The following is a 21,738-nucleotide window of genomic DNA, read 5'->3' on the forward strand; positions in this document are numbered from 1 at the left end:
CATGACCGGCGAATTGCCGTGCGCCCAGCAGCGCTTACCCGCAATCGGACGGCCAGCGCCGCTGTTGCTTGCGCGGTTGTGCGTCTTTCTCCTGCTGAGCGGCGGGGCGCTTCCCATCGCGGCACTCGACTATCCCCATAACGCCGCCAACAGTATTGACTGTCGCTCGTGCCATCAGGTGCACCAGGGAGTCCTGCCAAGCTGGCTGCCAAGTTCGGTGCAGCACGTGCCCGAGAACCTCGACAACACCCCGCGCAACTCCTGGTGTTGGAGCTGTCACAACGACATTGTGGCCCCATTCGTGAAGACGCACTCGAGCTTAGCGGTCGGCAGCAAGTACGGCAGTTGGAGTGTCGAGTGCACAACTTGCCACGAGGTCCACAAGCAGCGGCAGCTCCAGAGCTACGGTAGTGCGAGCGACCTGTTCGCCGGCGTGTTGACGGCGGTGTCGCCGCAGACGATGACGATGGCGGGCGCCGGTTGGACTCCCGACCGTTGGGCGGGAAACATCGTCATCGGCGATATCGCGGATCGCTCCGTTAACTATCACATTGTGTCAAACACGATCGACACCCTCACCGTCACAGGGACAGTCGATCAGGCGCGTAGTCGCCCGGGCGACGCCTTCGCGATTGCTTACGGCGGGCTCATCCGGGCCACCGTCACGACGCCCAGCAGCGGTCCGCGAGCGGTGCGCTTCTTTGCCGATACCGGCTCCTACTCCTTCGCCGACGGCGACAGTACTTACGACGGCATTTGCGAGATCTGCCACACGCAGACCGGCCACTTCCGCAACGACGGCAGCGCCCCCGATCAGAACCACGCCAACATCGGCGGCGGGGCTGGACGCAAGTGCACCACTTGCCACACTCACGCGGCTGGGTTTGCATTTGCCGGGCACACCGGCGCTACCGGCGGCAGCTGCGGTACGGCCACCACCTGCCACGGCACCCAAGGCTCGCATGCAATCCACGTGGGGCCGCAGTTGGGGTTGGGCTGCGCCACCTGCCACGACACCGCCAACTTGCCGCTCTTCAATGACGCGCAAGACCTGGCGATCACTACGGCTTGCAGCCCCTGCCATAGCCCCGGTGGCAGCTACGACGGTGTGAACGATACGGTGGTCGGCGCCAAGAACAACTGGGAGACCGGGGTCTATGCCGGGGCGGAGTTGAAACCCGGTAAGGAGCATTGGTGCATCACCTGCCACGACGAAGTACCCTCGGTCGTCCAAGGCCGAAGCGCGCCGAACAAGGTGGGAAACAACAGCAGCTACGGGTACTACGTCACCGGACACGGCCGGCCGGCAACATACCCGGCGATGTCGTGGCAAGCCACCTCAGGTGACAGCGGCAACCCCGGAGCGAACCAGAGCTGCACCAATTGCCACGACGCCAGCGCGCCACACATCGGTGCCAGCAGCGAGCGGTTGCGTTATCCGAACAACCAGGACAACACGCTCTGCACCCAATGTCACGAACCGGGAGGCCCCGCGCACCACTCTCCGGACTTCTACACGACGTCCGCAGCGTTCGAGACCTCGGCCCACGCCGGCGCGCTCTGTACCGATTGCCACGAGGTGCACGGAACCTCGTCCGCTGCGATGACGAAAGCCAACAAGGAAGGCCTCTGTGATTCATGCCACAGCGGTCACGCCGGTCACGCTCTTCATGTGGAGTTCGCAACCGGCGGCAAGAGCTATTCCCTCGAATGCGTCTCTTGCCACAATGTCCACATCGTGACCGGACTGACGTCGGCGGCGAATCCCAATGTCTCAGCACTGACCAGGTTCACCAACAATACCGCGGTGTGGGGGGACAAGAACGGCCAGAAGATGAGCAACTACGCCGGCAGCGGCAAGTATCAGACGCCGAGCGGCGATGTTATGGATGGCACGCAACTCCCAGACTACGTCACCTTCTGTCTCGATTGCCACTCCACTCCGCAGGCGGAGTTCGGGCCGCACGGCAGCATCAGCTGGTCCAGTGACAACCATGGGCTCGTCTCTGCCAACGTCCCCAACGGGGGCGGCGCCGCCCCGAACTGGTTCTCGTTCGGCGTGGCGGAGGGCTGGGATGGCGACGATTGCACCGGCGCTCAGGCGCAGTGCTGGCCGGTTATTCCGCGAGGGCGCGGCGAGATGGTCTGGTCGCGCTCCGCTTACGCCCAACAGGAGCGGATCGCCGGCGTCAACTTCGTGCTGTCGTGCAGCGACTGCCACGTTACGCACGAGGCCGGAATCGGCGCCAAGATGAGAGCGACGATCAACGGCAACCCCGGTGGCCGCTCACACAATACGCTCTGCAACGCGTGCCACTACTATTACTCGGATTGGCACGCCGGCATGTCGTGCGGTAACGCCGGTTGTCACAACGCCGGCAATTGGGGTCCGCGGGATTGCGACAATTGCAACACTATCCATGGCATGTATCACGCGAGCGGCGCCGGCTCGACTCGGACATGGAACGGAGCGCTCGTGCTCGATCTCCGCTTCGAGGGCGGCCTGAACGACTCCGGCAGCTTCCGGCTCCACGGTCGCTGGTACTCAGCCGCCGGCTCATTCGCCGCCGGCAGGGTCGGCCAGGCGGCAGTGTTTGGCGAAGACGTCGGCGTGGCAGTCGGCACCAAGGACAACTATTGGTCCACGGACGAAGGCAAGCACGGCACCTGGAAATATACGGAGATGAAATACGCCACCACGCTCGAAGCCTGGGTCAATCCGAACGATGACAGCAAGAGCGAATATACGATTTTTCGTAAACACACCGGCTACGACTCGGGGGGGTACGGCTTCTCGCTGAAACAAGTCGGCGCCACTCTGCGCGCGGCTTTCAACATGCAGGCCGACAACAACGGCTTCGCTCAGGGCGGCGCCGCCGGGGTGCGCGGCGCGTACAGCGCGGTCGCCGTACCGCTCAACCGCTGGACCCATGTCGCCGCTGTCTTCGACGGCGCCGGCCCGGACCGTAATCCGGCCGATCCGCGGGTGGGCAGAGTGCGGATCTACGTCGATGGGGAGGACGTGACCACCAGCGATGCCACCGGCAACAGCATGCAGCCGGAAGCCGGCGAGACATCGATCTTTGCGTATTCGGAGAACAGCCCGTGGAATCAGACCATTTGCTACCAAGCGCAGTGGTGTGCTTCGGAGTTCGCGGTCGGAGGTTTCGACTGGGAGGCAACCAACTTCCTGGGCATGATCGATGAGGCCAAGGTCTGGAACGTGAGCAAGGACGCCGGCTATTTCGCCGCGGTCGATGCGCAGTCCGCGCCGCGAATCAGCACGGTCACGGGGATGTACGGAAGCGACGAGCTGGAAGTTCTCTTCTCGGAAGGCGTCTATGCCACCACGGGCGGCAGCTTGCAGCCGGACGATTTCACCCTCACCGATCTCGACGACGGGCGCACGATAGTCGGCGTCAGTCACGGGGCCGGGGCGGGTAGGGCAACCGTGCGCTTGAGCGCGCCGCTGGATACCGCGAATGACGCCGGAGTTGATGCACTGGCTCCCGCCAGCACCTCCGTCTTCGACGAGTACGACAACGCCGCCGCAACTGACGCTGTCACGATTACGGTGGCGGGTGGATGCCCCAGCGGCGAAACCAGCTTCCAGTTCGACGAGCCCGCGGCCACCGCTGCCATCGTTGACCAACAGCAGGTGCTGTTCGGCGCCGTCAACGATCCGGCGCAGACGCTGTCGGGCGATGGCTACTACACCGGCGATGGCGTCAATAACTACGTTGACTTCGAGTACAACCCCACCTGCCTGCAGGCGTCAACGAGCATGACGATCGAGGCCCGCATCAAGCCCACCGGCCTGGCCGGCACCGCCCAATACGTTAAGCGTGTGTTCGCTCGGGACGGAGGCGGCAATTACCAGATGTCGGTCTGGCGCAACAACAGCTGGGCGGGCGGCACGTTCAACGCCCCGAGCGGCACGGCCGCAATCGCCTTCTGGGTTAGTCCGGTCGATGCTCACGGTGGTAGTGCATGGAAGCCGGTGCTGACCGACTACGTCGCCTGCCCGATCGTGTCGGATCACTGGTATCGAGTGAAAGCCGTTTGGAGCTCGAACAAGCCCGGCGGCGTACCGGGCCAGTTCTTTGTGCCGGCGGACATCTACGTCGATGACGAAGGAACAGACGGAAGCGGAACGGGAGAGAGTTGGTCGGGCAGCGCCAACTGTACCAACAGCAGTCAATCCTACAGCAGCGATATCTCCAAGCTCTACACCGGAGATCAGATCAAGACCGCTGACGGTGCCTTCACCATCGGCGCTAACGTCACCAATCACGCCAACAACGTCTTTCAGGGACTGATCGACTGGATCAAGCTCGACCTCACGGCGCCCGCCGGCACGCTCGGCCTCGAGCGCACCGGCATGCCCGCGGTGACGCCCACGGCCAGCGCATTCCGCTTGCCGACGACAGTGAGCCAGCACACGCCGGCGACGCCGATGGCAAAGCCGCCCGATGCCTCGACGCCGACACCGGCAGCCACGGCGACCCGCACGCCGGCGCCGACTCCCATACCAACCGTGACCCCTTCCGCCACCGCGACGCCGACCGAAACCCCCGCCATCACACCGCCGACCCACAGCTCAGAGGTGGCCCACCCGCGCCCACGCCAGAGACTGCGCCGATCGCGGCCGAAGGCCGCCGAATCCGTACGCCTTGGAACTTCACCCGGCACAAGGTGCAGCTGGCCGCCGCGTGGCCGAGATTGTCAGGGCACAGCTTTGCCAGCTCATGCCCTTTGGGGTCTCCCCAGACGTATTTCGCAGGATTGAGGGCTTTCTCAACCAAGTGCCGGCAACTATTTCACTTCTTGTGGTGCGCGCTCCCCACTGGGTGGCGGGCGCGCCAACGGCGCACGCCCAACAACAGCGTCACCGCCACCGCGACCAGAAGTGCCGCAGGCGAGGCTGCCGGCGCGATTACGGTGCGGTCCGTGCAAGTTCCTTCCTGGCCCGCAACGTCGCATTGCTGCCGCAGGCCGCCGCAGGAAGAGTTGCAGCACACGCCGTCGGCGCAAAAGCCTGAAGCACACTGGGCAGGATCGCTGCACGGGTCGCCATCGTCATGCTGCGGCGGCGGGCAGCCGCAATCCGGCTGGCACTCCCCAGGGCAGGCGACGTCATCTGTGCCGTCGCACTGCTCGCCCGGATCGAGATTGCCATCGCCGCAATCGGGAGGGCAGGCGCCGCTGGACTGCTCGACGCATTGCGGCCCGCTCTGGCTATCCACGCACAGGTTGGAGCTGCACACCCCGGTTTGATTGCAGCTGATCGAAGGCTCCCCGCGGCACTGTAGGCCGGCGGGGCTGCTGACGCACTTGTCGCCGCTGGTGCAGGCGCTGCCGTCGTCGCACGGGTCGTTTTCGTTTTTACCATCGCAGGGCGTGGTCGAACAGGTGGCCGGACAGGTATCGCCGACCTCATCGCAGCAGTTGCCGGCCCCGACGCAGGGATTGCCCGCGTGGTTGCCGCAGACGCCCAGAGCACACGTGTCGGCCCCGTTACAGTATGAGCCGTCGTCACACGCGCCCTGACTCGCGGTTAGCTGGCAGTTACCGAATTCACCAACGAAGATGCACTGGTCGGTAGTGCACGGATTGCCGTCGTCGCAGCCGGCAGAGGTGCTACAGGGCAGACCTTGCTTGGTGCCGCTGCTGCCTCCCGGCACCCCGTCGCGGCAGACCGCACCGAACTTGGTGACCGCCGACTCCGCGATTACCAGCGGCTGGGCTGCGTTAGGATCGTACTGGCAGAGATCGAAGCAACCGCTCTTCTCGGTCTGGTTACAAAGCCATTGCTGGCCTGATGGCAACGCGCTCTGCGAGACCGGAAAGAGAACCTCGGTAAGATTCGCCGCCACCGGCGGAGCGATGGCGACGTTCTCGCAGTTCGGGTCGGGGCACGGGCCCCCGTTGACGCCGAAGCCGCAGTCGTAATCAGCGGGAACTCCGGCCTTGGGGAGGCAGGCCGAATAAATGCTGTCCGGCAGGAAGAGGCAGATGTTACACGGGAACTGAAGCGGCTTGAGCAAGTCGCGCGGGTCGCCGGGCGTCAACTGCGGCGGCGGCGGTGGTGGTTGATCGGCGGGCGGCGGCTGGTTGAGACACTCGGACACGAACGCCAGGCCGTTTTCATTGCCGGCACTGAAGCTGGAGAACTGGCTATATGATTGCGGCCCCGGTTGCGGCGGCACGCCGATGATTATTCTGGCCTCCGCAAGCGGCCCAAGGGCAACGTTGTCCTGGACCTGCGGGTTGATGACCGGAACCTCTTTGTGAATGTGGAAGTGCTTGGTGTAAAAGCCGAGGTCGATCGAGAAATCGATGCGGATTCCTGCCTTGACCAGCAGCTCGGCGAAGGTCTCGAGGGCGCTGCGCAGCACGACGGCGGTGTCCGGAGCGGGATTGCAGTCCGGGGGCAGGCTCTTGAACCGGCCTTCCTCGAAGGAGAGCTGAAACTGGCTTGAAAATGCCGCGTCGAGATCCGAGGTGGCGTACACTTCGGCGTTATCGAGGCTGAAGGGCGGAATGCTCAGCTTGATGCCAAGCGCATCGAGGCCATAACTAACCTTGACCCCGGCACGAAAGCGGTTGGCCGGCTTCTTCTCGTCCGCGGCACGCGCCACCGAAAAGTCGAAGTCAGGCCGCGGCGGAAAGTTTCCCGGCGGCGGGCTCCACGCCGGGCTGGCGTGATCGGGGTCACGACCGCCCAGCCCAAGGATCGAATCCCAGCCGGAAGTCGGCTCAAGGGATTGCCCTGCCAGATTCGATGCCAGCAGTGCGCCGCTCGAATCGCCGACATCGAGCAAGCGGCGAGTGGCGCACGACAGCGCACGCTCGGTACGAAAGTTCCCGTCGGCCCAGTTGGACGTCGCCGCCTCGAAATTGGCTTCGTAGTCGAGGCGCGGCGTCACGCTCACCGGCCCAATCGGGGTGTAGATCGAAAACGGGCCGACCTTCAGGGTGAGGTTGTGTTCAAGGTCGTCGCTGTTCATCCGCAGCAGCCACGGGTCTTCAAAGGCGTAGTCGGCACAAGTGATGGGGCCATCGGAATCGTGCACCAACTCCGCGGTAAAGTTCTGGGTCTGGTTGTTCACGCAGCCGAGCACCGGCAGGCAGAAGTTGACCGAGTGGTAGCCGCGCATGCGGCGGGCGGGCAGGTTGAAGTTGACGAATCCGACGCGCTGGTCGATGGCTATGTTGCCGATCACGATCGGCAGGCTCTTGCTCAGGTGGATGCCGGGTCCGCCCAACGACGGGTTGCGAGCCGGCTTGGCCAGGTCACGCAGTAGACACAAAGCGGCTTCGCCGATCGGCTGCCCTCGTCCGCCCAACCCGCAGTAGTCGATCGGAACCGGCTTGACGGGGCTGAGGTCGGTACCGGCCACCAGGTCGGTGATCGGGTGCCGGCAGCATTCACACCTGCCGCACTGCGCCGGTGCGATGCCGAGATTGCAGAGATCCGTGATGACCTCTTCGACGAAGCTGCCCACTCCCGAGGGACAAGCGCTGGCCGTGCAGGCCACGCTCGTTCCCAACAGCGGCACACCCGTCTCACCCCCTTGAGTGGTGATTCCCGGGCACTCGGCGGGTGCCGCAAGAACCGGCGGCGCAGGTAACAGCAGTGCCGCCAAGAACACGGCGCGCCAAAGGCCTCTACGACCGCCAAGTCGGCCAGACGACATGGCCCGCCCAGCTACCACAAAACCTTCCGGCCTCCAACCGGTGCTGCTCGCTCGCGCGCAAGCGTTGGGCGAATTGAATCCGTGCATCGCCGCTGGTAAGAGTCCCGCACACCGCTGTTCGTCATGGACTACAAGCACACGCTCAACTTGCCCAAGACCTCGTTCCCGATGCGCGCCAATTTGCCGCAGCGCGAACCCGAGATGCTGGCTCAGTGGGAGACGATGAGCATCTACGAGCGCTTGCAGCAGGCAAACGCCGGGAAGCCGAAGTTCATCCTGCATGACGGCCCGCCGTACGCCAACAACAACATCCACCTCGGCCAGGCGCTCAACAAGATCCTCAAGGACTTCATCGTCAAGCTGAAGTCGATGTCCGGCTACTTGGCGCCTTACATTCCGGGCTGGGACTGCCACGGCCTGCCGATCGAGCTGCAAGTCGAGAAGAAGCTCGGCCGGGGCCGCGGCGGCGCGGACCCGGCCGAGGTCATCAGCCGCTGCCGCGCGCACGCGCTGCAGTTCGTCGATATCCAACGCGAGGAGTTCAAGCGGCTCGGCGTGTTCGCCGATTGGGAACACCCGTACTTAACGCTTGACCCGCAATACGAGGCGGCCGAGGTGCGCGAGCTCGGCCGCTTCATGGCCTCGGGCGTGCTCTACCGGCGCAAGAAGCCGGTGTACTGGTGCCCGTCGTGCGTGACCGCGCTGGCCGAAGCCGAAGTCGAGTACGCCGATCACCAGTCGGCGGCAATCTATGTGGCTTTCAAATTGAGCGAGCCCTTACCGGCGGCGCTGGCGCCACTGCGCGGCCGCGAGGCGGCGGTGATCATCTGGACCACCACGCCGTGGACTTTGCCGGCCAACCTGGCGATCGCATTCCATCCCGATTTCGAATACCTCGCCGTCGAAGTCGACGGCCGGGTCTACCTGGTCGCGCACGGGCTGCTGGCCGCCACCGCGGCGGCGCTGAAATGGGCGGCACCGCGCGAGCTGGTGCGCATCAGCGGGGCGGAGTTGCACGGCGGCCGCGCACGCCATCCTTGGCTCGCCCGTGACTCGGTGTTTCTACTTGGCAGCCACGTAACCCTGGAGCAGGGCACCGGCTGTGTGCACACGGCGCCCGGGCACGGGGCCGAGGACTACGAAATCGGTGTCGCCAACGGCTTGGACGTCTACTGCCCCGTCGATGGCCACGGCAAGTTCACCAAGGACGTACCCGAGTTGGCCGGCCAGTTTGTGTTTAAAGCCGACGAGGCCGTGCTCGGTATGCTGCGGGCCGCGGGCGCGCTACTGGCGCAGCAGCGCTATACCCATTCCTACCCCCATTGCTGGCGGTGTAAACAGCCGGTGATCTTTCGCGCCACGGAGCAGTGGTTCATCCCGATGGAGAAGAACGATCTGCGCGCCCGGGCGCTGTCGGCGATCGACCGGGTGCAGTGGATTCCGCCGTGGGGCCGCGACCGTATCCGCGGCATGATGGAAAGCCGCCCGGACTGGTGCATCTCGCGCCAGCGGGTGTGGGGCGTGCCGATCACGGCGGTGTACTGCGAGGGCTGCGGCGAAGCGATCGCGGATGCCAGCGTGGCCGAGCACGCGGCGGCGCAGATCGCCGAGCACGGCTCCGGCATTTGGTTCACCGGCAGCAACGAGCAATTGCTGCCCGCCGACCTCCGCTGCCCGAAGTGTCACGGCCGGCAGTTCCGCCGCGAACGCGACATCCTCGATGTCTGGTTCGACTCCGGCGTGAGTCACGCGGCGGTGGTGGAAACCCGCCCGCAGCTCGGCGGGCGCGCCGATCTCTATCTCGAAGGCAGCGACCAGCATCGCGGCTGGTTTCACACCTCGTTGCTGACGGCGATCGGCACCGGTCGGCCGGCGCCCTACGGGGCGGTGCTGACGCACGGCTTCTTCGTCGATGCCGAGGGCAAGAAGATGTCAAAGTCGCTCGGCAACGTGGTGGCGCCCAAGGAGCTGACCAGCAAGTACGGCGCCGAGATCCTGCGCCTGTGGGTGTCGGCGGCGGACTATCGCGACGACATGCGCATCTCGCCCGAGATCCTCGAGCGCTTGCTGGAGGCCTATCGCCGCATCCGCAACACCGCGCGCTTCCTGCTGGGCAATCTCTATGATTTCTCCCCCGACCGCGACCGTGTGCCGCCGGCGGAGATGCCTGAGCTCGATCGCTGGATCGTGCACCGCACCCAGGCGCTGATCGCCCGTTGCCGTGAAGCCTATGATAACTACGAGTTTCATCTGGTCTACCACAGCCTGAACAATTTCTGTGTCGTTGATCTCAGCGCGCTCTATCTCGACATCGTCAAGGACCGGCTCTACTGTTCGGCGGCGGGGAGCCGCGAGCGGCGTGCGGCGCAAACGGTGCAGTGGCTCGTAGTCGATGCCTTGGCCCGGCTGATGGCGCCGATCCTGTCGTTCACCGCCGAGGAGATCTGGCAACATACGCCGGCAAGCGCCGGCAAGACGGCGAGTGTGTTTCTGGCCGGCTTGCCGGCGGCGGCGGCTGCGACCGACAGCGAGGCGCTGGGCGCCCGCTGGGAGCGTCTGCTGGAGGTTCGCGCGGCAGTAACCAAGGCCTTGGAAGAGGCCCGGCAGAGCGGGCAGATCGGCCACTCACTCGATGCCCGCGTGCAGCTGGCGGCCGCCGACGGGCTGCGCCCCGCTCTGGCGGCGGCGGCCGCGGATCTGCCGGCGCTGTTCATCGTCTCGCAGGTCGAGTTGGTCGAGCGCTTGGAGGTGGAAGCCAGCCCGCTGTTGCGCGAGCTCAGGGTGCAAGTGCAGCCGGCGCGCGGCGCCAAGTGCGAGCGGTGCTGGAACTACAGCGAGGCCGTGGGCACACACGCGGATCATCCCGGCTTGTGCGATCGCTGCCAGGGCGTGGTGGCGAGCGCATGAGCCGTTACGTCTTCGTTGGCGCTCTGGCGCTGGCGGTGGTCGGGCTCGATCAGGCCGCCAAGTGGGCGGTCCAGAGCCGGATGGAGCTGTACCAGTCGATCCCGCTGGTCGACGGCTTCTTCCACCTGACATACGTGCGCAACAGCGGCGGTGCCTTCGGCTTCTTGCGCGAGACCAGCGCGGCGGTGCGGCTGCCGTTCTTTATCGCGGTTTCGAGCGCCGCGGTGGTTGCGCTGTTGTACTTCGTGCGCCAAGTCGCCCCCGGCCACCGCCTGCTGCTGTTCGCCCTCGGGGGCATTCTCGGGGGCGCGCTGGGAAATCTGATCGACCGCATGACCGCCGGTACCGTGGTTGACTTCTTAGACGTGCACTGGCGCGGCTGGTACTGGCCGACCTTCAATGTCGCCGATTCGTTCATCAGTACCGGCGTAGTGATTCTGCTACTGCACTCACTGTTTGTGCGCGAGGAGAAACCGCCGGCGGGTGCCTGAGCGGTGCGGCGAGGCGTCGGCGAAACGCCGGCTCTACTTGAAGGGCCGCGGTTGCCACCACGGATAGAACGGCGGCAGGTCGCGGCTGGGCTTCATGGTAAACGCGGGCGGACGTTTTTCGAGAAATGACTTCACCCCTTCCACCGCATCGGGCGAGCTGCCCATGAAGAAGATGCACTGCGAGTCGAGCTGGTGCGCGGCCATGGGGTGATCGGCCCCGAGCATGCGCCAGAGCATTTGGCGTGAAAGCGCCACCGACATTGCCGAAGTGGTGTCGGCGATCTCGCGGGCGAGGGCGTGAGCGGTGGGCAGCAGCGCTTCCGGTGCCAGTACGCGGCTCACGAGCCGAGCCTGCAGTGCTTCCGCGGCGTCGAAGACGCGCCCGCTGTACACCCACTCGGCCGCCTGGCTGATGCCGACGATGCGCGGCAGGAAGTAGCTGCTGCATGCCTCCGGCACGATGCCGCGGCGGGCGAAAACGAAGCCGATGCGGGCGCTGCTGGCGGCCAGGCGGATGTCCATCGGCAAGGTCATGGTGATGCCGACGCCGACGGCGGGCCCGTTGATGGCGGCGATAACGGGCTTGGTCGATTCGAAGATCCGCAAGCTCACCAGGCCGCCGCCGTCGCGGTGATCGGCAATGGTGTCGCGCGCGGTGTTGTCGAAGGTGTCGCCGCCAGTGCTGAGGTCGGCACCGGCACAGAAGGCGCGCCCGGCACCGGTGACGATGACTACCCGCACATCGTCGTCGCGATCGGCCCGCTCGAAGGCGTCGAGCAGCTCGCGGCACATGGTCGGGGTGAAGGCGTTGAGCTTGTCGGGCCGGTTCAGCGTGATGGTTAGAACGCGATCGGTGACCTCGTACCGGATTTGCTCGTATTGCATCTCAGCCCTCCGGCGTGTGGGCTTACTGCGGGTGCAACCCGGCAGGCAACATGTCGGATGCAGTCGCCCAAGGCTGCTGGTGAGCGGCGTCACTTGATTACGACAAATCCGGTGTAGCCGGCTCCTGGTCCCTCGATCAGCAGCTGGCGCTTGCAACTCCACCAGGGTGCGATGGGGGTGCCGTTGCTGGGCGAACTGGTTTTGAGATCGTCGCACTCGACCTTGGCGGCAGACCACACGGAGGTGATCACCACCACCTCGCGGACGGCGGGAGTGAGCTTGAGTACGCACGGCTCGCTTCCGGGACAGGCCTCACCGACCGGCTTGCCCGTGGCCAGTAGCGCGGCCAAGTTGCGCAGCTCGACCGGCAGCGGCAGCGGATCGCGTAGCTCGACCGGCTGCGGGTCCCGCGTCTGCGTGCCCGCCTGCGGATTGAGCCGCAAACGGCGGCGCTCAGCGCGTTCGACGGCGCGCTGGGTTGCGCGGGCCTCAGGCTCAGGGACTTGCTCCTGAGCCAAGCCGGGAGGTGCAGCCAACAACACACCGCCGACAGCCAAAAGCATCAAGGACGCGGCCGTATAATTAGCAAGTCTACCCATTGAAGCCCTCCGTGTGTCGAGTCCGCCGTCGCAAGCCCGTCCTACGGGCCCGCCCGCCCGTGCGCTTGCGCACGGGCGGGTGGGATGTCGCGGCTATCGGATGCAGATGCTGGGTGCGTTCAGCTGCACGCCGCCATGGCCGTGGGAATGATGGTAGCGGCTGGGTTGACCGTGCCGTTCAAAGTTGGGCTATTGACGCAGGCGGCAGGTGTGTCGCACACGCCATCTGCGGGGGTGGTGTCGACACAACGGCAATAAATGAGGTTGCCGCCGTCGTCATCTGCGAGCATCGACGAACCCGCGTTGGCGGTAAAATTGTTGCGGTACCTGACGATGTTGGTGCCGGAGTCGAGATTGGTATTGCGCGTATCGAACACCCCGGAGTGCGTTACGCTGCAGCCGGACACCTCGACGGTGCCGTCCGAAGCATCGGTGCCACTCGAGTCGGCTTCGAGTCGGCTGTTAGCCGTGACTAGGGCGGTGCAGCCGGAGCCCGCACCGGCATCGATGGTGATATCTCCGCCCCAAGCCATTTCACCCTGACCCCCCACATCCATGTCACAGTCGACACTAGCGCCGCAGGTTGCCGTTATATCGATGTAGCCGCCGTCGCCACCACCGGAACCGCCGGTGGCGGTTATTGCGCTCACGGTGGCGCAGGAGAAGTAAGCTGCGTCGATGGAGATGTCACCGCCGTAGCCGCCATCGGTGCCGGCGCCATTGGCGTTGATGTCGCCGTTGATCGCGGCACTGCCCGCGGCGGTCAGGTCAATGGTGCCGCCGTCGCCTCCGGAAGCGCCCTTGGCTTGCATTCGTCTAGTGCTGGTGCCAACCGTAAGCGCGTCAGCCGAGTCGACGGTAATGTAACCGCCCCAGCCGTAGCTGCCACCGCCGTTCGTGGTGACGTTTCCAGTCAGGCTCACCGCGCCGGTTGTGCTGCTGATGTCTAGATTTCCCCCGTCACCACCATCGCCGCCATCGGCATGGACGGCACTGGTGCCGCTGACCGAAGAGCCGATAATGGCGATGTCGCCGGCGTAGCCGGCACTGTTGTCGGCATCGACATTCCTGCCATTCAGGGTGACGGCCCCACCCGCCGTGATGTCGGCCGAGCCGCCATCGCTCACGTCGATCGTGCCGGCGGAATTGCTGACGATGTTCGTCGTGACGTAGCCGGTGGTGGTGACGGTGATACACCCAGCTCGCGCCCTGAGCGTGCCCGAGACAATTAGGTTGGCGGCTTCGATGCTGAAGCAGCAGCCATCGGCTCTCAGTGTGGCGCTGGGGGCGATGGTGACGGTCTTGCTGCCGAAGTTGAGATCGCAAAGGCAGTCGATGTAATGCGTCCCCGTAATCGTGCAGGGGTCGCCGCTACAGATGCTGGTGTCGCATTCGGCCAGGGCCGGGCCGGCGCTGGCGGCTAGCGCTAATGTACAGGCGGCGATGGTACGCCAGGCGCGGCCTGCGGTCTTGGTAATGCTCCGAGTGGTCCTTAGTTGACGATACGTCTTCATAGCGCCCCTCCAAGGCAGTTGGTCAGAATAACACTGAACTCACGAGTCGAGTTGTGAATTGGCCTCTTGTCGCGCCCGCCTCACATTGCGATCACCCCCTTGCCATCAGATGTTGCGTTGTGCGCTGTGCTATGCGATCTTGCAAAGTATCTTGGACGAAAGACCGGGTCGTCAACAGGCCGATGATGTCATTGACGTAGTTGACTCAGTAAGTCGGAACATACTGACGTAGTATTCTCAGAACGAGCGAGGCGCGGGTATGCCGGAGATGGTGGGCACTGGTAGTCAGCCACAAGACCTGGCCCGAGCGCTGCGCTACTTCGCCGATCCGCAGGCGTGCGCGCGTATGGTGGCAAAGGTTCGCTGGCCGGGGGGCGTGACCTGCCCGCAGTGCGGCGGTAAGCGGGTACGCTTCATAGCCACGCGTTGCCTGTGGGAATGCGCCACCAAGCATGAGAAGCGGCAGTTCTCCGTCCGCGTTGGGACAATCTTCGAGGACAGCGCCGTCGGGCTGAACAAGTGGCTGGCAGTGATCTGGATGCTGGCCAACGGTAGAACGCGCATCAGCTCGCGGCAGGTCCAGCGAGTGCTGGGGGTGAGCCAGAAGACCGCGTGGTTCATGTTGCGGCGGCTGTGGTTAGCGCTGGAATTGGGCGGTGCCGCCGGCGCCGAGGGTTAGCCGGCCGCGGGCGCGGCCGCAGGATCGCGTTAGGAAAAGGGGGGTGCATGGCAGGCGAGGAGCAAGGCCATTCGAGCGAGCCGGTTACGTTTCAGCGATTCGAGGCTCTGCTGAAGCGGCTGATAGCGGTGCCGAAGCGGGAATTGGATCGGCGCATCGCTGCCTATCGGACGCCGCGAAAGCAGAAACAGGACTGGCAGCGAGAGAAGTCCAGCCAGTAACGGCTCGCCCAGCTGTGGGCTACCTTCGGATAGGGTAGCTTGATTCTGGCTGGTACCAACGCTGAAACGGGCTAAGGTGTCGGACGCAGAGAACCAAAATGAACCGAATGCGGAGCGACTTCCACCAGCCGAGGATGCCGGCGCCGGAAGAGGCGCATCCGGGCCGCACGGCCCGGATGCCGGTGCCGGCGACTCATTTCGTTACCGGTGCGCGCCTCGAGCCGCCGTTTCCCGAGGGCAGCGCGCTGGCGTTGTTCGGCATGGGCTGCTTCTGGGGCGCCGAGCACAAGTTCTGGACGGTTGCGGGTGTGTACACGACCGCTGTCGGTTATGCCGGTGGCTACACTCCCAATCCGACCTATCGGGAGGTGTGCACAGGTTTCACCGGCCATAACGAAGTGGTGCGGATCGTTTTCGACCCGGCTGTGGTCGATTACCTGACGTTGCTGAAGGTCTTCTGGGAGAGCCACGACCCGACGCAGGGGATGCGCCAGGGCAACGATGTCGGCACCCAGTATCGCTCGGGGATCTACTACTACGACGGGGCACAGCGAGAAGCGGCGCAAGCCTCACGTGACGCGTACCAGCGCAGGCTGAGCGCCGCTGGTTACGGGCGGATCACGACGGAGATCCTGCCGGTGCCCGAGTTCTACTACGCCGAGGCGTACCACCAGCAGTATCTGGCCAAGAATCCGGCCGGCTACTGCGGCCTCGGCGGTACCGGAGTCACTTGCCCGATCGGAGCCGGAGTGGCGGGGCAGGCGAAACGTCAGTGCTCGGCCGGTGAGGCCTGAGCTTCTTGCGACACGGAGAACGACGAGCCACAGCCGCAAGTGCGCGTGGCGTTCGGGTTCACGAACTTGAACCCGGCCCCATGCAGGCCGCTGACGTAATCGATGGTGATGCCGGCGAGGTAGGGGACGCTCGTCGCGTCCACCAGCATGCGCACGCCATCCTGGTCGATCACCTGGTCGTCGGGCTTGGGCGCGTTATCGAAGTTGAGCGAGTACTGAAAGCCGGAGCAGCCGCCGCCGACCACGGCGACCCGAAGGGCGTAGTCCTGTGCGAGGCCTTCGCGGGCGATGGCCTCTCTCACCATCGCCACGGCTCGCTCGGTCAGGGTAACCGGCGCGCTGGCGCTGGCGGCTTCAGGCGGTGCGGCATGCTCCATAAGCTGATCCTTTGGCTGATCCTTCGTGCGCGGCCACGGGTGAAGATTCAACAGCGTCGTTCGTCCACAGACCGTAGCCGCGAGATTCCGCTGTGTCAAGGCGATGTTGGACGCGAAACGCGCTTGCTTGAATTGACTGCCGGGTTTGGCTTATACAGGCGCAACGCGGCCAATCATGACGATCTCACCCCGATACCTCGTTCTTGCCAACCTCGTAGTGCTGGCGGCGATCGCGTATGCGGGGTCAGCGGTGGTTGGGACGGCGATCGCCTCCCGCCTCATCCCGGCACCGGCCGTGCATATCAGCGATGCCCCACCGCCGTTGGCGCGCGAGGGGCGCAAGCCCAACTCGTATTATGCCCTCATCAGCACCCGCGATATCTTCAACTCCACCAAGCCTGCGCCCGAGGTTCCCAAGGGCCCGCCACCGATAACCGAGCTGAAGGTTCGCTTGTGGGGAGTGGCGATCCACGCCGGCGGCAATTCCTCGTGCGTGATCGAGGACCTCAACACCCACCAGCAAAAGCTCTATAAAGTCGGCGACACGATCCAAGACGCCACCGTCAGCAGTGTGGAATGGGAACGAGTGATCCTGACCCGCGACGGGCGAGAGGAGATCCTGCAGATCACCCCCGACGCCCGCAAGCATGCAAGCCTGGTCGCCTCGGCCGTCGGGCACGGGGGGCCCGCTGCCCCTGCACCCGGAGCGGGCGCCGGTTCCAGGCCTGGGGACGATCGCATCCAGCTGGTCGGTGAGAACCAGTACGCCATCGATCGTAGTGAGGTCGACAGCGCGCTGGAAAACATGAGCCAGCTCTTCACCCAAGTCCGCGCCGTGCCGCACTTCGAGGGCGGCCGTTCCACCGGTTTCCGCCTGTTCGCCATCCGCCAAGACAGTCTGTTCGACAAGATCGGGCTCAAGAACGGCGACATCCTGCAGCGGATCAACGGTATCGAGATCAACGATCCCGGCCGGGCGATGGGGTTGTTCCAGGAACTGCGCAACGAACGGGAAGTGACGGTCGACCTCGTGCGCAATAAAGAGCCCAAGACCCTGAGCTACCAGTTCAGGTAGCAGACTCGTCCATGCGAGGAACTATGCCCCTAATGCGTCGTCCCGTCATTGTCCTAGCCGTGGTGATGGGCCTGTTGTGGAGCCTGCCCGCGGGCAGCCGTGCTCAAGAGGCCGAGGCGGAGGGCGATGAGAAGCAAATAACGATGGACTTTCAGGACGTCGATCTCGCCGTCCTGGTGAAGTTCATCAGCGACATCACCCACAAGAACTTCATCGTGGACGAGAAGGTCAAGGGCAAGATCACGATCATTTCGCCCTCGAAAATCAGCGTGGACGAGGCCTATTTGGTGTTCCAGTCGGTGTTGCAGGTGAAGGGATTCACCACAGTGCCGAGCGGAACGGTGATCAAGATCCTGCCGACCAAAGAGGCGAAGACCTCGACCTTGCGGACCATCGTGCCGAAGGGCGGTGTCTCACCCAGCGATGAGTTCATCACGCGCCTGATACCGCTCGAACACGTCGATGCCAACAACATGGTGAGCATCATGCAGCCCATGGTGTCGCCCGATGGCCTGCTGGCTGCCTACGCTCCGACGAACTCATTGATCCTCATCGACACCGCTGCCAACTCCGCCCGCCTACTGCGCATCCTGATCGAACTCGACGTCGAGGGGCGCGAGCGTGGGATCGAGGTGTTGCGGCTCAACTACGCTTTTGCCACCGAGATTGCCGCCACGCTGGCGCAGGTACTCGAGGAGGGGCAATCCCCGCAAGCAGGCGCCATGCCGCCGCCGGCCGCATCTCGGGCCGCCCGCGGCGGCGCCCCGGCTGCGGCTGGCGGGGCGGTTACCGGCGGGGTCACGCCGCAGCGCTCCTTCAAGATCATTCCGGACGAGCGCACCAACACGCTGATCGTCTTGGCCGGCCCGCTGGAAATGCGCCGGATCAAGGACCTCGTAACGCGGCTGGACGTGCCGTTGCCGCTCGGGACCGGGCGCATTCACGTCTACTACCTCAAGTACGCCAACGCTTTCGAACTCGTCGCTGTACTCGCCGATCTGATCGGCAGCGGTGGCGGTGGCGGTATGGGAGGCATGGGTGCGGGACTGCGCTCGCGTGGGATGCTCGGAGCAGCGGGCGGCATTCGGGGCGGACGAACAGGCCGCACCGGCATCGGCGGCGGGGGAGGTGGTTTTGGCGGGGGCTTCGGCGATGGCTTCGATGGCGGCGGCGGAATGGGCGGTGGCTTCGCTGCCGGCTCGCTGCGCGGCGGCAGCCGCGGCGGCCGCTCGGGCTCCCGTGCCGGCCTGAGCGCTGCAACTGGCTTCGGCGGGGCAGCCGCGGGCTCTGGGGCCGCGGGCGGCATCGGCGGTGCCGGCAGCGCAGAAGCTGACGGCGTGCGCATTACGGCCGACCCGGCCACCAACGCCTTGATCGTCAACGCCTCGCCACAGGACTACGAGACGATCAAGGAAGTTATTGAGAAGCTCGATGTGCGCCGGCGCCAGGTATACGTCGAAGCCATCATTCTGGAGGTGCGCTTGAATAAAGCGCGGGACCTCGGCTTCGATTTCCAGGGCGGCGCCGGACTCGCCAAAGGCGTCGGCCTCGGCCGTATCAACCTCAGCGGTAACCTCAACCAAATGCTCACCAGCCCGGCCGGGCTCGATGGTCTGATCCTGGCCGCGGCCAGCAATCAGACGGTGCGCTTGCCCGACGGCAGTACGGTCCCGGCGCAGGTCGCTTTGTTCACCGCGCTGCAAAACGATAGCGACGTGAACATCCTGTCGGCTCCCAACCTGCTCACCACCGACAACCAAGAGGCCGAGATCGTCGTCGGCCAGAACTTACCCTTTGTCGCCAGCCGCTCGACCAGTGAGACCAACCTAGCCAACCAGTTCAATACCATCGAGCGGCGCGATGTCGGCATAACGCTGCGGATCACGCCGCAGATCTCCGAGGGTGGCACGGTGCGGCTCGACCTCTTCCAGGAAGTCTCGGCGGTGGTGCCGTCGGCCTCGGATGCCCAGGCCATCGCCCTTGGGCCCACCACCACGATTCGCTCGGCAACCACGACGGTGGTGGCGCGCGACAACCAGACCGTGGTGATCGGCGGCCTGATCTCCGACGACATGGACAACAGCCACAGTCGGGTGCCGTTCCTCGGCGATATTCCCGTCTTGGGCAATCTCATGCGCAACACCAGCTCGCGCCGCGAGAAGATCAACCTGCTCATATTCCTGACGCCGCATATCGTGCGCAGCGAAGAAGACCAGCGCCGCCTGTCGCTCGAACAGCGCGATCGCTTGAAAGCATTCATGGAAGAGCAGCGCATCCCGAACAAGCGCACCGAAGTGCTCGACCGGCCCTCGTGGGAGACCCTGCCGCCGCCGGCAAAGGGCGGCGAGAAGAGCGACGAGAACGGCTCCAACTCCAATGGGCAGCCGCCCGCGGCGGGCTCCACCCCGCCGCTCAACGGCGCCGCCGTGGAGCCGCCTCGCTACGCGCTGCTGGCGAGCTTCTGGGAACACGGAAAGGCACCGGCAAGTCTGGCCGCTGCTAATGGCTTGGTGCCGCTGGCGCTGCCGGAGGACTCGGAGCTGCGTGGCCTGTTCGTCCGGGGCCAGGACGTCCGCTTTGAGAGCGACACCTACACCGCCTTCTTCCACTGCCTCGATACCTTTACCACCCAGGAGGAGGCATTGGTGGTTTACCCCGAAGGCCTGCGGGTGAGCGGCGAGCCGCGCGAGCTGCTACACTGGCGCGATCTCGCGAGTGACGCCTCGGCGCGCAACGCGCACTCGTGGACCGCGGCGCATTAAACACCCCATGGCTGTCGCAACCAGGTCGCTGGAGGCCTTTCTCATCGAGCACGGCGGCGTCTCCGCCGCTACGCTTGACAAGGCGCGCGAACGCCAACGCGACGGCCGCGGCCTCGGCGACGTGCTCCAGGAAATGGGCGCCATCGATAGCCGCACCTGGGCTCATGCCCTGGCCGAACACTACGGCCTGCCGTTTGCCGACCGCCTGCCCGACAATCCCGAGACCGTCAAGCTCATCAGTGCTCTGCCGATCAACTTCGCCAAGCGCTACCAGCTGCTGCCGATCGGTGTCGACGGCGATTGGCTGACTGTCGCCAGCGCCGACCCCGGTAACTTCGGGCCGATCGACGATGTGCGGCTGCTGTTGCGCCACCCGGTGCGCGTGCTGGTGGTGCCCGCTCCGGTAGTAGAGGCGGCCATCAACCGCGCCTACGACCAGGCCTCGGGTTCCGCCTCGGAGCTTATGGAAGGCCTCGAAGGCGAACGCCTCGACCTGCTCGCCACCGAACTCGAACACGAACCGCGCGACCTCCTCGAAGCCGACGAAGAAGCCCCCATCATCCGGTTGGTTAACTCGTTGCTGTTTCAGGCGGTCAAGGATCGCGCCAGCGATATTCACATCGAGCCCTTCGAGCGCGATCTGGCGGTGCGCTTCCGCATCGATGGCATCCTCTATGACATCCTTTCGCCGCCGAAGCGCTTCCAGCCCATCATCACCTCGCGCGTCAAGATCATGGCCGGGCTCAACATCGCCGAAAAGCGGCTGCCGCAAGACGGGCGCATTCGCATCCGCCTGGCGGGCAAGGACGTCGATATCCGTGTCTCGATCGTACCCACCGCCTTCGGCGAGCGCGTGGTGATGCGCTTGCTCGATCGCGCCAGCACACTGTTGCAACTCGAAGACCTCGGCTTGATCGGCAACAAGCATGACCTGGTCGATAAGCTGATACGGCAGACCCACGGCATCATCCTGGTCACCGGGCCGACCGGTAGCGGCAAGACCACCACGCTCTATGCCGCGCTATCCAAAATCAACACCACCGACAAGAACATCATCACCATCGAGGACCCGATCGAGTACCAGCTGCACGGGGTCGGGCAGATTCAGGTCAATCCCAAGATCGAGCTGACGTTCGCCAGCGGTCTGCGCTCGGTTCTGCGCCAGGACCCGGACGTCATCATGGTCGGTGAAATCCGCGACGTGGAGACGGCTGAAATCGCCATTCAAGCGGCGCTCACCGGCCATCTGGTCTTCTCCACGCTGCACACCAACGACTCCTTCGGTGCCATGACCCGCTTGCTCGACATGGGCATCGAGCCGTTCCTGGTTTCGTCGTCGGTGATTGCGGTGATGGCTCAGCGCTTGGTGCGCCGCGTCTGCCCCGACTGCCGCGTGCCTTACGTTCCCGCGGTCGAGGAGTTGCGCGAGCTCGGTATCCGCCCCGACCGCGCCGCCGGCCGCACCATGTATCGTACCGGCTCCGGCTGTGCCGCTTGCAAGCAGACCGGCTACCGCGGGCGCACCGGCATCCACGAACTGCTGGTGGTTGACGACGAGATCCGCAACCTGATCATGAAGAACGCCGATGCCGCCACCATCCGTCGCGAAGCCACGGGCAAGGGCATGGACACCTTGCGCCAGGACGGGGCGGACAAGGTGATCAACGGAATCACGACGATCGAAGAGATCCTCCGCGTCACGCAAGAGGACCTGGTGTAACGCGGATAGAATGA

The 21,738-nt window shown here is 64.9% G+C and carries 14 protein-coding genes; 9 read left to right on the forward strand and 5 right to left on the reverse strand.

The features are described 5' to 3' along the window. Position 1 precedes the first annotated feature (1 nt). Entirely contained in the window at positions 2-4,789 is a 4,788-nt protein-coding gene (locus HY699_09510) for a hypothetical protein (protein MBI4516036.1), read from the forward strand. Between the two features lie 31 nt (positions 4,790-4,820). On the opposite strand, the gene HY699_09515 is transcribed toward HY699_09510, so the two are convergent. After that, positions 4,821-7,562: a hypothetical protein gene (locus HY699_09515; protein ID MBI4516037.1), complete on the reverse strand. Its 2,742-nt coding sequence runs from the start codon at positions 7,560-7,562 to the stop codon at positions 4,821-4,823. 261 nt (positions 7,563-7,823) lie between these two features. Between HY699_09515 and ileS the strand changes: the two genes are divergently transcribed. Both ileS and lspA read left to right on the forward strand, forming a co-directional pair. Then, the gene (gene ileS, locus HY699_09520; protein MBI4516038.1) at positions 7,824-10,607 is read left to right on the forward strand and encodes an isoleucine--tRNA ligase; all 2,784 of its coding nucleotides are present in this window, start codon (positions 7,824-7,826) and stop codon (positions 10,605-10,607) included. After that, on the forward strand, positions 10,604-11,098 hold the full coding sequence (gene lspA, locus HY699_09525) for a signal peptidase II (protein ID MBI4516039.1): 495 nt from the start codon (positions 10,604-10,606) through the stop codon (positions 11,096-11,098). The genes ileS and lspA overlap by 4 nt, the downstream gene beginning before the upstream one ends. 33 nt (positions 11,099-11,131) lie before the next feature. On the opposite strand, the gene HY699_09530 is transcribed toward lspA, so the two are convergent. The 3 genes from HY699_09530 to HY699_09540 all read right to left on the reverse strand — a co-directional run bounded on the left by HY699_09530 (position 11,132) and on the right by HY699_09540 (position 14,096). Beyond that, a complete protein-coding gene (locus tag HY699_09530) occupies positions 11,132-11,983 on the reverse strand; it encodes a crotonase/enoyl-CoA hydratase family protein (GenBank protein ID MBI4516040.1) in 852 nt (283 codons plus the stop codon). Between the two features lie 89 nt (positions 11,984-12,072). Further along, on the reverse strand, positions 12,073-12,519 hold the full coding sequence (locus HY699_09535; protein MBI4516041.1) for a hypothetical protein: 447 nt from the start codon (positions 12,517-12,519) through the stop codon (positions 12,073-12,075). Positions 12,520-12,701: 182 nt separating this feature from the next. Further along, positions 12,702-14,096: a hypothetical protein gene (locus HY699_09540; GenBank protein ID MBI4516042.1), complete on the reverse strand. Its 1,395-nt coding sequence runs from the start codon at positions 14,094-14,096 to the stop codon at positions 12,702-12,704. 259 nt (positions 14,097-14,355) lie between these two features. Between HY699_09540 and HY699_09545 the strand changes: the two genes are divergently transcribed. The 3 genes from HY699_09545 to msrA all read left to right on the forward strand — a co-directional run bounded on the left by HY699_09545 (position 14,356) and on the right by msrA (position 15,790). Further along, positions 14,356-14,775, forward strand: coding sequence for a transposase (locus HY699_09545; GenBank protein ID MBI4516043.1), 420 nt, complete (start codon positions 14,356-14,358; stop codon positions 14,773-14,775). A gap of 47 nt (positions 14,776-14,822) precedes the next feature. After that, positions 14,823-14,996 carry a hypothetical protein gene (locus HY699_09550; GenBank protein MBI4516044.1) on the forward strand — a complete coding sequence of 58 codons (174 nt, stop codon included), beginning with the start codon at positions 14,823-14,825 and terminating at the stop codon, positions 14,994-14,996. Positions 14,997-15,103: 107 nt separating this feature from the next. Continuing rightward, positions 15,104-15,790: a peptide-methionine (S)-S-oxide reductase MsrA gene (gene msrA / locus HY699_09555; GenBank protein MBI4516045.1), complete on the forward strand. Its 687-nt coding sequence runs from the start codon at positions 15,104-15,106 to the stop codon at positions 15,788-15,790. On the opposite strand, the gene erpA is transcribed toward msrA, so the two are convergent. Beyond that, positions 15,766-16,167 carry an iron-sulfur cluster insertion protein ErpA gene (gene erpA, locus HY699_09560; protein MBI4516046.1) on the reverse strand — a complete coding sequence of 134 codons (402 nt, stop codon included), beginning with the start codon at positions 16,165-16,167 and terminating at the stop codon, positions 15,766-15,768. The two genes, msrA and erpA, sit on opposite strands and share 25 nt — an antisense overlap. A gap of 217 nt (positions 16,168-16,384) precedes the next feature. Here erpA and HY699_09565 point away from each other — a divergent pair, with 217 nt between their 5' ends. From HY699_09565 to gspE, 3 genes are read left to right on the forward strand one after another with little or no spacing between them, the layout of a single operon-like run. Beyond that, positions 16,385-17,242, forward strand: coding sequence for a hypothetical protein (locus HY699_09565; GenBank protein ID MBI4516047.1), 858 nt, complete (start codon positions 16,385-16,387; stop codon positions 17,240-17,242). A 32-nt stretch (positions 17,243-17,274) separates the two neighbouring features. Beyond that, complete coding sequence (gspD, locus tag HY699_09570) at positions 17,275-20,004, forward strand: type II secretion system secretin GspD (protein ID MBI4516048.1); 2,730 nt, start codon at positions 17,275-17,277, stop codon at positions 20,002-20,004. 7 nt (positions 20,005-20,011) lie between these two features. Beyond that, complete coding sequence (gene gspE, locus HY699_09575) at positions 20,012-21,724, forward strand: type II secretion system ATPase GspE (protein MBI4516049.1); 1,713 nt, start codon at positions 20,012-20,014, stop codon at positions 21,722-21,724. Positions 21,725-21,738 lie beyond the last annotated feature (14 nt).

It is taken from the genome of Deltaproteobacteria bacterium, assembly GCA_016210005.1.
Classification (GTDB): Bacteria; Desulfobacterota; Binatia; order HRBIN30; family JACQVA1; genus JACQVA1.